At 36.3% G+C, this 13,327-nt stretch carries 15 protein-coding genes; 8 read left to right on the top strand and 7 right to left on the bottom strand.

The window, feature by feature from the left end; translation table 11 throughout:
• Positions 1-78 precede the first annotated feature (78 nt).
• Positions 79-642: a TVP38/TMEM64 family protein gene (locus PGC35_RS10590; protein ID WP_375219132.1), complete on the top strand. Its 564-nt coding sequence runs from the start codon at positions 79-81 to the stop codon at positions 640-642.
• Here the strand turns inward: PGC35_RS10590 and PGC35_RS10595 are convergent.
• The 5 genes from PGC35_RS10595 to PGC35_RS10615 all read right to left on the bottom strand — a co-directional run bounded on the left by PGC35_RS10595 (position 639) and on the right by PGC35_RS10615 (position 4,777).
• Positions 639-1,256: a class I SAM-dependent methyltransferase gene (locus PGC35_RS10595; RefSeq protein ID WP_056830775.1), complete on the bottom strand. Its 618-nt coding sequence runs from the start codon at positions 1,254-1,256 to the stop codon at positions 639-641. The two genes, PGC35_RS10590 and PGC35_RS10595, sit on opposite strands and share 4 nt — an antisense overlap.
• A gap of 198 nt (positions 1,257-1,454) precedes the next feature.
• The gene (locus PGC35_RS10600; RefSeq protein WP_375219133.1) at positions 1,455-2,885 is read right to left on the bottom strand and encodes a serine hydrolase domain-containing protein; all 1,431 of its coding nucleotides are present in this window, start codon (positions 2,883-2,885) and stop codon (positions 1,455-1,457) included.
• Between the two features lie 69 nt (positions 2,886-2,954).
• Positions 2,955-3,509, bottom strand: coding sequence for a TetR/AcrR family transcriptional regulator (locus tag PGC35_RS10605; RefSeq protein WP_375219134.1), 555 nt, complete (start codon positions 3,507-3,509; stop codon positions 2,955-2,957).
• Between the two features lie 111 nt (positions 3,510-3,620).
• Positions 3,621-4,289, bottom strand: a complete 669-nt coding sequence (locus PGC35_RS10610) for an SOS response-associated peptidase (RefSeq protein ID WP_375219176.1) — start codon at positions 4,287-4,289, stop codon at positions 3,621-3,623.
• A 140-nt stretch (positions 4,290-4,429) separates the two neighbouring features.
• Positions 4,430-4,777 (bottom strand): winged helix-turn-helix transcriptional regulator, encoded by a 348-nt coding sequence (locus PGC35_RS10615; RefSeq protein WP_056830777.1) that lies wholly within the window; start codon positions 4,775-4,777, stop codon positions 4,430-4,432.
• A gap of 187 nt (positions 4,778-4,964) precedes the next feature.
• Here PGC35_RS10615 and PGC35_RS10620 point away from each other — a divergent pair, with 187 nt between their 5' ends.
• Positions 4,965-6,023 carry an LLM class flavin-dependent oxidoreductase gene (locus tag PGC35_RS10620; RefSeq protein WP_375219135.1) on the top strand — a complete coding sequence of 353 codons (1,059 nt, stop codon included), beginning with the start codon at positions 4,965-4,967 and terminating at the stop codon, positions 6,021-6,023.
• Positions 6,024-6,035: 12 nt separating this feature from the next.
• The gene (locus PGC35_RS10625) at positions 6,036-6,602 is read left to right on the top strand and encodes an NADPH-dependent FMN reductase (RefSeq protein ID WP_375219136.1); all 567 of its coding nucleotides are present in this window, start codon (positions 6,036-6,038) and stop codon (positions 6,600-6,602) included.
• Between the two features lie 75 nt (positions 6,603-6,677).
• On the opposite strand, the gene PGC35_RS10630 is transcribed toward PGC35_RS10625, so the two are convergent.
• Positions 6,678-7,679, bottom strand: a complete 1,002-nt coding sequence (locus tag PGC35_RS10630; RefSeq protein ID WP_375219137.1) for an LLM class flavin-dependent oxidoreductase — start codon at positions 7,677-7,679, stop codon at positions 6,678-6,680.
• A gap of 812 nt (positions 7,680-8,491) precedes the next feature.
• On the opposite strand from PGC35_RS10630, the gene PGC35_RS10635 reads away from it, so the two are divergent.
• The 5 genes from PGC35_RS10635 to PGC35_RS10655 all read left to right on the top strand — a co-directional run bounded on the left by PGC35_RS10635 (position 8,492) and on the right by PGC35_RS10655 (position 12,775).
• On the top strand, positions 8,492-9,325 hold the full coding sequence (locus PGC35_RS10635) for an alpha/beta fold hydrolase (RefSeq protein ID WP_375219138.1): 834 nt from the start codon (positions 8,492-8,494) through the stop codon (positions 9,323-9,325).
• Positions 9,326-9,523: 198 nt separating this feature from the next.
• A complete protein-coding gene (locus PGC35_RS10640) occupies positions 9,524-10,240 on the top strand; it encodes a carboxymuconolactone decarboxylase family protein (RefSeq protein ID WP_375219139.1) in 717 nt (238 codons plus the stop codon).
• 14 nt (positions 10,241-10,254) lie between these two features.
• A complete protein-coding gene (locus PGC35_RS10645; protein ID WP_053591431.1) occupies positions 10,255-10,941 on the top strand; it encodes a CoA transferase subunit A in 687 nt (228 codons plus the stop codon).
• The gene (locus tag PGC35_RS10650) at positions 10,934-11,569 is read left to right on the top strand and encodes a 3-oxoacid CoA-transferase subunit B (protein WP_375219140.1); all 636 of its coding nucleotides are present in this window, start codon (positions 10,934-10,936) and stop codon (positions 11,567-11,569) included. The genes PGC35_RS10645 and PGC35_RS10650 overlap by 8 nt, the downstream gene beginning before the upstream one ends.
• Positions 11,570-11,581: 12 nt before the next feature.
• The gene (locus PGC35_RS10655) at positions 11,582-12,775 is read left to right on the top strand and encodes a thiolase family protein (RefSeq protein ID WP_375219141.1); all 1,194 of its coding nucleotides are present in this window, start codon (positions 11,582-11,584) and stop codon (positions 12,773-12,775) included.
• 79 nt (positions 12,776-12,854) lie between these two features.
• On the opposite strand, the gene PGC35_RS10660 is transcribed toward PGC35_RS10655, so the two are convergent.
• Positions 12,855-13,175 carry a DUF3870 domain-containing protein gene (locus PGC35_RS10660; protein ID WP_053591428.1) on the bottom strand — a complete coding sequence of 107 codons (321 nt, stop codon included), beginning with the start codon at positions 13,173-13,175 and terminating at the stop codon, positions 12,855-12,857.
• Positions 13,176-13,327 lie beyond the last annotated feature (152 nt).

Here is a 13,327-nt window from a genome sequence, read left to right on the forward strand (position 1 = left end):
TAGATTGATGTTGTTAACAAAGCGATGTATAATGCAGCAAGAGAACGGAATAGCTAAAGGATAGGTGGTTCGTAATCTATGGAAGAATTTATACAACATATTCCAACATTGAGTAGCCCCCTCCAATTCCTTTTATTACTCCTGTTGAATTTATTCCTTGGGGCAATTGGTTTTGTGCCAAGTTTCTTCGTTACTGCCATAAACATAGATGCACTTGGTTTAATATGGGGAACCATTCTAACATTTTCGGGAGAAATTCTCGGAGCACTGTTTGGATTTCATTTATATCGCTGGGGATTTTCAAAGGTCCAGCAGGAATGGTTTAATCATTCTATTTTTAAGGCAATAAAAAACAGCTCTCCCTGGAAGGTATTTTCCTTCGTTATTTTATTTAGAATTATTCCTTTTGTTCCATCCGGATTAGTTACCGCAGGAGCTTCATTGACCTCCATTAGTGGATGGTTTTTCATGGGGGCAAGTACGATTGGTAAGATTCCCGCAGTTGCCATTGAGATAGCAATTGTCTTTGGAATTGTAAAAAATGTTCCTTCGAGTTATTTATATGGATTTATGGTCTTGTTCCTAATTATTATTACGCCTTTTTGGATTAGAAAGAAAAGGAAAAACAACAACGGCAGTTAATTTTTGTGAATTACTATTTTTCTATACATTCCTTTCAACATAACTGGCTTGTCTTCTTTTATATAAATATTTTCATTATTTCTTATGAAAAGTTCTTCGAAGCTTAAGCCTATATCAGTTCCTAAAATCCTTATGATCGGTCTTAGTATTGACTTGGGCAATGATAGCTTTTTATTTTTTGGAACAAATTTATCAAAAATAATTATGTCACCTTCCGATTTTAAAACTCTTGTCATTTCCCTAAAGCATTTATCGGCATCAGGCACTACAGAAAGAATTAGACTGGCAACAATATAATCAAACGATTCACTTTCAAATTCCATATGTTGTGCATCCATCTCTAAAAATTGAATGGAGGAATCTACAAATTTTGTTCTTGCTTGGTTTAACATCTCTGTCGAGTAATCAACTGCAGTAATTTCAAAATTTGCATGGTTTATTAATTCTAAGTCAGCGCCAGTGCCTACACCAACAAATAGTATTTTTTGTCCGCTCTTAAAATGTGTTTCCTTAAACACTTCTTTTCGACCATTTAAAAAAGCACCCGAATTAAAAAACTTATCGTACATAGGAGACCAAATTTTATAAATTATCCTATTCCAAAAATTATCCAAGACTGGACCTCCTCTATCCAAATCATCAATTCTCATGTAAGTTCCGATGTAAGTGTCTTTGCTAGATTTCTATTATGTTTTTTTAGTGGATCTACCATTATCTTTATTCAATAAAAACTAGCTAATTCCTTCTAAATTTTACTCGTAATAATAGGATGGAAACCTAATAGGGACGTCCCATATGAGGAAATCCCTATTTTAACAGATTAGCACCTTTCTTTTTTTATACATCATGAAAAATAGTAATAACCCATAAATTGCTAATATCCCGACTAAACATATTATTAAAAATGCAATATCAGGAGCATAATAATAAATTGTATGCCAAGGGGAATCAAACAAATAAGTTATTAAAGGAATTAATACTAATGAAAATATGATGGAGATTACTCCTATAATCGCCCATCGTATAATTCGGACAAGGTTCTTCCTTTTCAAGTGTACGAGATTCCATATAGTCAATACAGCCAGAAGGATTGCTACAATTAATGTTATCCATTGCATTTGATAACTGGCCTTTGGAATTTCAGGCAACTCACCATCTTCGATAATGGTTTTGAGCCCTTCTCTTATATATGCGGTATGTAACACTTCAGAAAAGTTATTTTTATTCGTTAGCAATATGAATCCATAATCCTTTTCAGGGTTTAGGAAAAGCTCTGCACGCGAATCAGGTGTTTCTCCTCCATGAAAATAAAAAGAATCTGTCTTCTTTATAGAAATTCTCCAGCCTAATCCATAGTACATTTCTTCTTTTCTATGCACTTGGGGGGAGGTATATATATCAAAAGTATGATTCGACAATAAGTCTCTACCACCATCTAATAAAAACTGTATAAACTTAGACATGTCATTAGCTGTAGATGCAATATAACCATAGGGAGCCCCACTATCATCAAATAGATTCTCGCTTTTAATCGGTTTTCCAAACCAAGATTGAAAGCCTGGTTGATATCCTAGTCTATTAGCATTTTCATAGTTTGAGACTGTCCGATTCATCTCTAGAGCAGAGTAAATTTCATCATCCATAAACTCAGCAAACGATTGATCTGTCACGTTTTCAATGACCTTTCCTAGAAGTAAATAGTTGGCAGCACTATACTGATGAATTTCACCTGGCTCATGATTGAGCGATACATTATTTAATTTTTGTACTGCTTCGTCAATTGTATTTACCCCTCTTAGCATAAGTTCTGCCACTTCTAAACCCTCATAAGAACTGATTCCACTTGTATGCGTTAATAAATGTCGAATAGTTATATTTTTTTCAAAACCATTTTTATTATATTGAAATGATGGTATGTAGGTATCGATAGTCTGATCTAGTTCGATATTCTTTTGTTCAACCAGCTTCATCAATGCGAGACTGGTCAAAGGTTTACTAATAGAACCCAATGTAAATAATGTTTCACTTGTAACCGGTGTCCCATCACTCCGACTACCCCAATTATCTTGAAAATATATCTCCCCATCTTTCACGATGGTTAATGAAACACCTGGAATTTTATATTCTTCGATGGATTTTTTCATAAAATCTTGTATGAGTTGTGTATGATCACTACTTGTTGCACTTGCGTAAGAGTTAAACATTGTCATACTCAACAATAAAAATAGCATTACTTTCTTCATTTCTCTCACCTAATTTCAATTTTTTATATTAATTGGTCGACCAACCAATACTATTTAAAATTAAAAACTCTACTTCTTCAAATAGAGTTCTAATAGAGTTTCTAACAGACAATAAGCTCCATCTATATCAAAATCTTTATCCACAATTTTTTGTAATGCTAAACCATCAAAGCAAGCTAACAGAATACTAGCTATTTCTTCCGAACCATCTGTGCTACCAATAAGGTTTTCTAATGGTTTAGATAAACTTTCTCTTCCGTTTTTTAAAATAACAGCTACTTCTTCTTGTATATACTCATTTTTTAATCCTAAAGAATATATCTCATAGCGCCAACGGTACCATTCAGAATCTATTTCAGCTCTTGATTTTATTTCCTGTAAAGTATCCTTTAGGGAAATAGACTTCTCGTCTTTTCCATCATATTTATTGTGAAATCGCTCTTGAACTTGATTTTGAACCGAAAGTAACAATTCTTCTTTATTTTTAAAGTAATAATGAACAAGTCCTGATGTTATGTCCGCTTCTTTAGCAATTTCCTTTATGGAAGCATTTGTATAACCTTTCCTTGCAAAAACCTTATAAGAAGCATCAATAATGCGTTGTCGCTTATCTTCCTTGCTCATATTCTCCACCTCGTTTATTTGGTCAACCAACCAAATTATAAAACTTCTATATTATTTAGTCAATTTTTTAAAAACTATAACTATAAAAGAGGCCATTCAAACTGCCCATTTTTATAATGAGTTTAATAACCCTATGTGATTATTCTTTGGTGAATTGACCTCAATTGAGACAGGAAAGGCTTCCATTAAAGAAGCATCATAAGGGACTAACATGCTTTTTAATTCATCTATGTTCTGAAGAGAATCCAACCAATTCTTTTCATTCTCTTGTTTCAATATAACAGGCATACGATGATGAATGTCCTCCATTAAAGTATTAGCTTCCGTTGTCAGAAGGGTACAAGTGTAAATACTTTTACCGTCCGGTGCTTTCCACATTTCCCATAATCCTGCAACCGTAAAAAGTTCATCCGATTTCATTTTAATTAGCATTGGCACTTTTCCAGAGGTTGTCGTTTTCCACTCATAAAAAGAATTCATAGGAATTAAACAACGTCTTTTTAAGAATGCCTGACGAAAACTAGGCTTTTCATCTACTGTTTCTGCTCGAGCATTTATCATTTTATAACCTATTTTTTCGTCTTTTGACCAGGACGGAACAAGTCCCCACTTTAGCTGACCCATGCGATTGCTTTTTCCATCATGGATAATTGCAACAACCTGTTGGGAAGGTGCGATATTAAAACTTGGTATATAGAACTTTTCATCCATTGCGACAGCAACATCAAAGCGATCCATAAGCTGTTCGTAATTTGTAAATAACGTATAACGACCACACATAACCCACACTACCTCTTTCTTCCCAATGCCTATTTTTATCATTATACAAAAGCACCCTATAGATCACTCTTTTTAAGTGGCATTCTATAGGGTACAGTTTATTGTTTTCATTATCTTGCATAAGAAGGTAATACTTCAGTTTACCCTAAAGTCTGCTGTCTTTTTTTCATTTTATGAAGTGTATGAGCTGTTCCCCAATCATGCATTGCAACTAAAATCGGTTCTAAACTCTTTCCGTATTCCGTGATGGAATATTCCACTTTGGGAGGAACTTGAGGGTACACTTTACGAGTAATAATATCCTCTTCCTCTAATTCGCGAAGCTGATTTGTAAGCATTTTTTGAGTAATTCCTGGTATGCTTCTTTTTAAATCGCTAAATCGTTTTGTTCCATTTTGCAATAGAATTAATAATATAATTGGCTTCCATTTCCCAACTAATATACCTAAAGCATCTTCTACACGACATAGTTCTGGCTGCATTTCCAATATATATTCGCCCCTTAGTATCCTTTTGTATACTATACCACTTTTAAGTACGTACTTATATTAAATATCGTTTCAGATTATACTATCATCATTCAAAGAAATTTGAAAGCAAGATAGTGAAATCAGACACAAGTAAAGTAAGTACGAAATAAATAACACATACTTATTAATAGAAGGGTTGATATAAATGGAAAAATATCGAATTGACCAAAGTAAGGGTCTAGAATTTGGACTGTATACTCTTGGTGACCATATCCCAGATCCACTTACAGGTGAACGTATTTCAGCTGAACAACGTATACATGAGATTATAGATTTGGCCAAGCTAGCGGAGCAAGCAGGTTTAGACTTTTTTAGTGTCGGAGAAAGCCATCAGGAGTATTTTGCAACGCAGGCACACTCTGTTGTGTTAGCAGCAATAGCCCAGGCAACTAGTAAAATTAAAATCGCGAGCTCCTCTACCATTATTAGTACGTCTGACCCTGTTCGTGTGTATGAGGATTTTTCAACGATTGATTTAATTTCTAAAGGGCGAGCTGAAATTATAGCTGGACGTGCATCTCGTGTAGGTCTTTTTGATTTGTTGGGGTATAACGTTCGCGATTACGAAGAGTTGTATGAAGAAAAGTTTGATCTGTTATTGAAAATAAATGAAGAGGAAGTTGTCAATTGGGACGGTAAATTCCGCGCTTCATTAAATAACGCTAGAGTAATTCCACGTCCTAAAAACGGCTCATTACCTATTTGGCGTGCAGTTGGGGGACCTCCAGCTAGTGCTATTAAGGCTGGTTACGCTGGTGTTCCGATGATGCTTGCTACATTAGGTGGACCTGCTACAAGCTTTAAATATTCTATTGATGCTTACCGGGAGGCTGCCGAGCGTAGCGGCTTTGATCCATCAACTCTTCCAGTTGCAACTGCCGGCTTTTTCTATGCTGCCGAAACCACTCAACAGGCACAGAGTGAGACCTACCCATACGTGAATCAAGGGATGCAGTTAATTAATGGACGAGGCTATCCAAAACAACATTTTGCACAAGGTGCAGATCCTCGTGATGTGATGAATATTGGTAGTCCGCAGCAAATAATTGAAAAAATTCTCTATCAGCATGAACTTTTTGGTCACCAACGTTATATTGCACAAATGGATTTTGGTGGTATACCATATGAAAAATTAGTAAAAAATATTGAATTGATCGGTACCGAAATCCTACCGGCAATTAAAAAATACACAGCAAAAGATTAGGAGGCCACAAACATGAAAATTGTAGGATTGTCAGGTTCTAGAGTGGGCTCGAAAACGCGTACTGCTATGAATTATACATTTAAAACTATCACCGAAAAATATCCAGATGCAGAAGTGACGTTAATAGATTTAGCGGAATATGACGTTCAATTCAGTGACGGTCGGAATTATTTAGAATATGAGGGCGACACCGGGTATGTGGCAAAAACAATTATGGAAGCCGATGCAATCATTATTGGAACTCCTATTTTTCAAGCATCCATCCCTGCTACACTCAAAAACATTTTTGACTTACTCCCCGTTAATGCTTTTTGGGATAAAGTGGTGAGTATGCTTGTAACAGCTGGGTCACCCAAACATTATTTAATTGCCGAGCAGCAGTTAAAACCGATTTTATCTTATATGAAAGCTCAGATTGTTCAAACATACGTATTTATTGAAGAAAGAGACTTTCACCGAAAAGAAATCGTAAATGATGATGTACTATTCCGAATCGATCGTTTAGTAGAGGATACTGTTGTGTTAACTGAAACCTATACTAAAATCCGAGAAGCAAAAGAAGCGGAATATAATTTTTAATAGTCGATTATGAAGAAAATGAAAAATAGAAAGAGCATGCTTTGATTGTTAAAGCATGCTCTTCTATTTACCTCTTTAATTGCCATCGACGACTTCTTTTAAAATTTTATATGAACGTTTCTGTTTGGCAGGATCATAAATATAAGATACTGCCATGATTTCATCCACGTCATACTTCTCTTGAAAATTGGTAAACTGCTCTCGAATGGAATTTTTATCTCCTAACATAATCATACTGGACATCGATGTAGCCATTTCTTTTTCAGATGGGCTCCATAGGGAATCCATGTTTTCAACTGGAGGACTTAACGGCATTTGTGAGCCACGTACAACATTCAAGAAAAATTGCTGCATTGTTGTCGATTCAAACTTTGCCTCTTCATCACTTTCAGCTGCAATCACATTTAGACAAACAATCATATACGGAGAATTTAAGTATGAAGAAGGCTGAAAATTATTTCGATAAATTGAAATTGCCTCCTCCATATGTCTTGGTGCAAAGTGTGCTGCGAATACATATGGCAGGCCTAATTTAGCGGCTAACACAGCTGAATCTGTCGATGAACCGAGAATATAAATAGGAATATTCGTGCCGACACCTGGATAAGCTTTTGTATAACCTTGGAGCTCTTCAGGCCCAAAATACGTTAGCAAGGACTTTACATCTTCTGGAAATGTATAGACAGAATTATTTTGAGATCGTCTTAGTGCAGTTGCCGTCAGTTGGTCAGTACCGGGTGCCCGTCCAAGACCCAAGTCTAATCGATTAGGATAGATGGTCGCCATTGTACCAAATTGTTCTGCAACTACTAAAGGAGAATGGTTAGGTAGCATTATTCCGCCTGATCCAATCCGTATATGTTCGGTATTTTCTAATGTATGTTTTATTAAAATAGAGGTAGCGGAGCTAACTAGTGTTGGAGTATTATGATGCTCCGCAATCCAGTATCTTGTATATCCCATTTTCTCCGTTGCTTGCGCCAAGTCAACCATTGCATCAATGGCTTCTTTAGGTCCTTGCCCTTTGCGAATTGGAGCCAAATTTAAGACTGATATAGGTATTTGTATAATTGACATTTAAGATTTGTCCTTTCTTCGAAAAGTTTCTATTCCATTGTAAACATAAGAACTAAAGAAACAAATTTATATGCTCCACTCAAAAAATTAATATCCAATAGATTCTAATTAGTAGTTTACGCAAGCAACAATATATCAATACTATCAAGAAATTTAATCGGTACTATTAGTTCTTTTAAAATTTAAAAGTAACTTGTTCCAATTGTTTTTCTAAGTATTATTCTGCTTTACAATCTTTTTATATTTGTGCAATTTTTCAACATAAAAATTACCAAAATGGATTATGCAAATTTTATTAAACTTTTGTTATTCAGTGTTATATTTTTTAGTTTACTTTGTTCTATATTGCTTTAATCCTGATGGGATTTTAATAAATTTATGTTAATTTGGAATCTGGCATTTTTTTAGTTAAATCTGAGTTAATTTCATAATTGCTTCTTGTAAAGAAAAACACGAATATTCGGATAGAATTATATTAAAATATTCGCTTATATTGAGTTCTGATTACATTAATTGGAGCGGAAGGCGGCGACTCTTGCGGGATTAGCTTGAGCTGAAGACCCCGCAGGAAAGACGCTGGCCGAACTTTATTTTGCCAGTGTCTTTGCGACGAGTAACCGCAGGAGCACATGTTTTCCGAGGAGGCTGAAGCCAAGCCCGCGGAAAACGTCCGCCTGAAGCGGAAATCCACTTTGTTCGGATATCAATATTTAGTTCCCTATAAAATTAACTTAAATCTATAAAAATATTTTGACATTTTCTGAAAGTAGGTGTACAAATAATTTTAGACTTTTAACATAAGGAGGATACATATGGAATATCGTTCAATCGAAGTCAATGGTGGTACGCTAGCCTATGCTGAATATGAGGGAACACAAGGGGTCATCATCGGAGCGCATGGCTTAACAGGAAATAGTAAACAACTACATTATTATGCTGAATTACTTAAAGGAGATTACCGATTTATTTCTGTCGATTTACGAGGCCGTGGAAATAGTTCCGCCGCTACAGAAAATACAGGTATTGAGCAACATACGCAAGATATTATTGGTTTAATCGATGCGTTAAATATACAAAATCCCATATTAATGGGCTACTCAATGGGTGGGTTCATTATGGCAAATGTCGCTAGTAAACGCGATGATGTAAAAGGAGTCGTTTTACTTGATGGTGCTGCCACATGTACGGATCATCAACGACAAATAGTGGAGCCTTCTCTAGGCCGCATTAGTAAACATTATGAATCTGCAGAAGACTATTTGGAGGAAATAAAAAAAATCTATAGCAATCTCGGAGTAGTTTGGGATGAGCATATGGAAAGTGTTGGTCGCTATGAGATAGCTGAAGTAGATGGGCACTGGGAGAATAAATCCGATGAAACAAAGATTCGACAAGACTTCCAAAGCTTCTACGAATATAAGCCAGCGGAAGTATTTACTAATATAGAATGCCCCGTGTTACTAGTACATTCTACAGGTGGTATCGGTGCAATGCCTGCGTTATTTTTAGCTGAATCTTATATTGAAACACAACAATATGCAAAAGATATTCATAAAGTTACGTCTGACAGCAATCATTACACACTTGTATTCGAAGAACGTAGCGATGTTAACCCAACGATAAAAGATTTTGTAAATAAATTATAAAAAAAGATTGAAATTTGTCGAACTTTATGTAAATATTTAATTAATCTTATATAAAGCCTATCAGGTGGCTACAAGGAAATAACCTTTCTTTGTTCTTCCCCACTTGACTGTTGGCCTCATTACTCTCAAATGACACTTATGTTACGTGTTCATGAGAGTAGTGTGGCCTTTTTTATTTTGTTAAAGGAGTGAAAATAGATGGCAACTGGATTAGAGTACTTTAAAAAAGTTTATGATGTTGTACCGGGATGGGTACAAAAAATGCATGATTACAATCCGGCAATGTTAGATCACTACACAGCATTACGTGGTGCAGCAATGGCTGATGGAGTTCTATCTGTAAAAGAAAAAGATATTTTACTAGTTGGCATTAATTCTGCTCGACATTATGCTCGAAGCATGGTTTACCATACAAAAGGTACAATCGATGGCGGTGCTACTCTTGGAGAATTGGCTGAGTATTTACTTGTTGCCTATAACTACGGTGGAGAAAAAGCATTACAAATAGGTCTTCAATCTTTTGAGTATGCACTTGAGCTAACTGGCACACATGCTGAAAAAATTCCACATGATGCTACAGCTACAGATATTGTTCGTTATTACGCACATTTCGCTTCCACCGAAGAAAGTAAAAGTTACTACGAACAGCTCATCTCTCTTTTTGTAAATGGTGATGAAAACGCTTTATCTGCTAAATTACTTGAATCAAATATAGTCAATGAACAAATGAAATACATTTTAATGACAGGCATTTACACGACGGTTTTACAAAATGCAGAAACAGATTACTGGGCAAAACAAGCACGTGAAAAAGGCGTAGATGAACCTCGCTTAGCTGAACTTGGATACATTTGTCTTTTGACAGCCGGTATTCCTTCCTGGTTCGAAATCAGTGACGCACTTATTCAAAAATAACGGAGTGAAAAAGAATGAAAATTTATAACTCAGCGGAAGAGGCACTAGATTGTGTCCAAACTGGTCAAACGATAATGGTTGGCGGCTTTGGTCTTGTAGGTGGCCCTCTGACACTAATTGATACTTTAGTAGAACTTGAGGTAAAGGACTTAACCATTATTAGTAATAACCTCGGTGAACAAGGTAAAGGCTTAGGAAAATTGCTAGAACAAAAGAAAGTAAAAAAAGCGATTGGCTCTTATTTTACCGGAAATCGAGACGTAGGTGATGCTTTCCAACGTGGTGAAATCGAGATCGATTTATTGCCACAGGGTACATTAGCTGAATCCATTCGAGCAGGTGGCGCAGGAATTGCTGGGTATTATACAAAAACCTCTTATGGAACAAATTTATCAAAAGGTAAAGAAACAAAAATGTTTGACGACGGAGAATATGTACTAGAAGAGGCGTTAAAGGCAGATGTAGCAATTATTCGTGCTTATCAAGCGGATACATTAGGCAATCTTGTATATTACAAAACTGCACGCAACTTTAACCCTATTATGGCAACTGCTGCTAAAACGGTAATTGTGGAAGTGGATGAAATTGTAGAAGTTGGCGAACTAAAAAGTGATGAAATCGTTACACCCCACCTATTCGTTGATCGCGTCATCTTAGCGAAAAAGATTTTGACAAAGGAAGGTGTCATCGAACATGGCTAATCCAATTCAAGAAGCTATCGCCAAACGTGCAGCTAAAGAATTAGAGCATGGGCAAATTATTAACTTAGGTATTGGGATTCCAACACTTGTAGCCAACTATGTAGAACATAACCATGTTTTCTTCCACACTGAAAATGGAATGCTCGGCGTGGAAGATGTAAACGAAGAAGATATAGACCCAAACATCGTCAATGCAGGTAAATTTGCAGTTGGAGAAGCTATTGGTGCCTCTTATTTTGATAGTGCAGCATCTTTTGCGATGATTCGCGGTGGTCATGTGGACGTAGCAATACTTGGGGTTCTTCAAGTAGATGAACACGCACGTATCGCTAACTGGGCAGTACCAGGAAAAAATATTATTGGTGTCGGTGGCGCAATGGATTTACTCGTTGGAGCTCGCAAGGTCATTGTAACCATGACTCATACATCAAAAGATGGAAAAAGTAAAATCTTAAAGGAATGTAATTACCCTATTACCTCTACACGTAGTGTAGACATCATAGTTACTGATTTAGCGGTTTTTAAATACATCGACAGTCAATTGCATTTAGTTGAATTAATGCCAGGGGTGGATTTAGAAACAGTTGAAGCAAATACAGAAGCTCGTTTCATCAATGCATTGAAATAAGGAGGATGCCACATGAAGGAAGTAGTAATTGTAGAAGGAGTTCGTACTGCAATTGGAAAACTCGGCGGTTCACTAATGAATCAGACTGCTGATTACTTAGGTGCTGCTGTTATAAAAGAATTATTGGCTCGCACGCAAATTGACCCAAATGAAGTGGATGAAGTGATTTTAGGTCAAGCAAAACAGAGTGCTGATCAGTCTAATGTTGCTCGCCTTGCTTCATTACGTGCAGACATACCGCTTGAAGTACCAGGTTACACAGTACATCGTCAATGTGGTTCTGGCTTACAATCTATTAATAATGCCGCACAACAGATAGCTCTAGGGTTAAGTGATGTTATTATTGCAGGCGGTACAGAATCTATGAGTACAGCACCTTATTATATTCGTAATGCTCGATACGGGCTAAATGTAGGAAATAGTCTCCTATTAGATCCAAATACGGAAAGTCAGCCTGGCTCTCAACCAGAATCCTATGGGCTAAAAACTATGGGAGAGACAGCTGAAAACTTAGCTGAAAAATACTCCATTTCTCGTGAAGCACAAGATGCATTTGCGTTTCAAAGCCAAAGTCGTACAGAAAACGCTATTAAAAATGGCTACTTTGAAAAGCAAATTGTCCCTTACGAAATTAAAACACGTAAATCGACTGAAATCTTCCAGGTGGATGAACACCCACGGTTGACGCCCTTGGGAAAACTAGCGACTTTAAAACCTGTTTTTCGTGAAGGGGGTTCCGTTACTGCTGCTAACTCAAGTGGTCGTAATGACGGAGCTGCGGCTCTTCTAATAATGTCGAAAGAAAAAGCCGAAGCGCTAGGACTTCAGCCTAAGGTAAAAATCATTGCCCAAGCAGCAGCTGGTGTAGACCCTTCTATTATGGGTATTGGACCCGTTCCTGCAACTCGAAAAGCACTAAAACAAGCTGGGCTTTCCATTGAGGACATTGATGTGATCGAACTAAATGAAGCCTTCGCTTCCCAATCATTAGCGGTTATCGAAGAACTAGGCTTAGACCAAAGCAAAGTAAACCCTAATGGTGGTGCTATTGCAATGGGACACCCAATTGGTGCAACTGGTGCTATTTTAATGACAAAGCTTATTCATGAACTAGCCCGGACCGGCAAGCGTTATGGATTAGTTACCCTTTGTATCGCCGGTGGACTTGGAATAACAACCATTGTTGAAAATTGCCAAACAAAATAAAAAGAGAATTCTTTTTTAAGAATTCTCTTTCTAAGAAAAATGAAACCGCTTTAATATTACGTAACAACGTTTAACTGATCTATTTAGCCAGCTTTTCTAAATATCTTTTCTGTGCAGATTTTAAAGCAACAATAACAGATCCACTTGATGGAGCTATATAATGCTCTTCAATACGCTCAATTAATATATTTACATCCGATGTAAAGTCAAAATCAACGATCATTCGTTTAAAGAAATCTTGTGCTAAACCAGTAATAAACGTGAATTCAGCATCAACTATTTTATGTGTTTGTTGGTCAATCTCAAGCACAATCCCTGCGTGTTTATAGATCTCGTACATAGATGTACCTTGTGGGGCTTTAGCATACGCAGTCACTAGTATAGTATTTAATTTTTGCATAAATAGGAACCTCCGTTAATTTAACTAGATATATTCTAGCATAGTTATTCTGAAAATTAGCCATTCTTGCAAATTTAGATTCTGCTCAAATTGAAACAAAAGAACTAAACGGGAGTACTTGTTCGCTTATCAAACAAATTATTAACAATTTT

Source organism: Psychrobacillus sp. PGGUH221 (genome assembly GCF_042055255.1).
Lineage (GTDB): Bacteria > Bacillota > Bacilli > Bacillales_A > Planococcaceae > Psychrobacillus.

What these genes read in the sequence shown, in the direction of transcription:
- PGC35_RS10655 (WP_375219141.1), top strand. Translation starts at nt 11,582, where the DNA reads ATGAAGGAAGTAGTAATTGTAGAAGGAGTTCGTACTGCAATTGGAAAA.
- PGC35_RS10630 (WP_375219137.1), bottom strand. Translation starts at nt 7,679, where the DNA reads ATGTCAATTATACAAATACCTATATCAGTCTTAAATTTGGCTCCAATT.
- PGC35_RS10660 (WP_053591428.1), bottom strand. Translation starts at nt 13,175, where the DNA reads ATGCAAAAATTAAATACTATACTAGTGACTGCGTATGCTAAAGCCCCA.
- PGC35_RS10635 (WP_375219138.1), top strand. Translation starts at nt 8,492, where the DNA reads ATGGAATATCGTTCAATCGAAGTCAATGGTGGTACGCTAGCCTATGCT.
- PGC35_RS10590 (WP_375219132.1), top strand. Translation starts at nt 79, where the DNA reads ATGGAAGAATTTATACAACATATTCCAACATTGAGTAGCCCCCTCCAA.
- PGC35_RS10620 (WP_375219135.1), top strand. Translation starts at nt 4,965, where the DNA reads ATGGAAAAATATCGAATTGACCAAAGTAAGGGTCTAGAATTTGGACTG.
- PGC35_RS10600 (WP_375219133.1), bottom strand. Translation starts at nt 2,885, where the DNA reads ATGAAGAAAGTAATGCTATTTTTATTGTTGAGTATGACAATGTTTAAC.
- PGC35_RS10610 (WP_375219176.1), bottom strand. Translation starts at nt 4,289, where the DNA reads ATGTGTGGTCGTTATACGTTATTTACAAATTACGAACAGCTTATGGAT.
- PGC35_RS10650 (WP_375219140.1), top strand. Translation starts at nt 10,934, where the DNA reads ATGGCTAATCCAATTCAAGAAGCTATCGCCAAACGTGCAGCTAAAGAA.
- PGC35_RS10640 (WP_375219139.1), top strand. Translation starts at nt 9,524, where the DNA reads ATGGCAACTGGATTAGAGTACTTTAAAAAAGTTTATGATGTTGTACCG.
- PGC35_RS10605 (WP_375219134.1), bottom strand. Translation starts at nt 3,509, where the DNA reads ATGAGCAAGGAAGATAAGCGACAACGCATTATTGATGCTTCTTATAAG.
- PGC35_RS10625 (WP_375219136.1), top strand. Translation starts at nt 6,036, where the DNA reads ATGAAAATTGTAGGATTGTCAGGTTCTAGAGTGGGCTCGAAAACGCGT.
- PGC35_RS10645 (WP_053591431.1), top strand. Translation starts at nt 10,255, where the DNA reads ATGAAAATTTATAACTCAGCGGAAGAGGCACTAGATTGTGTCCAAACT.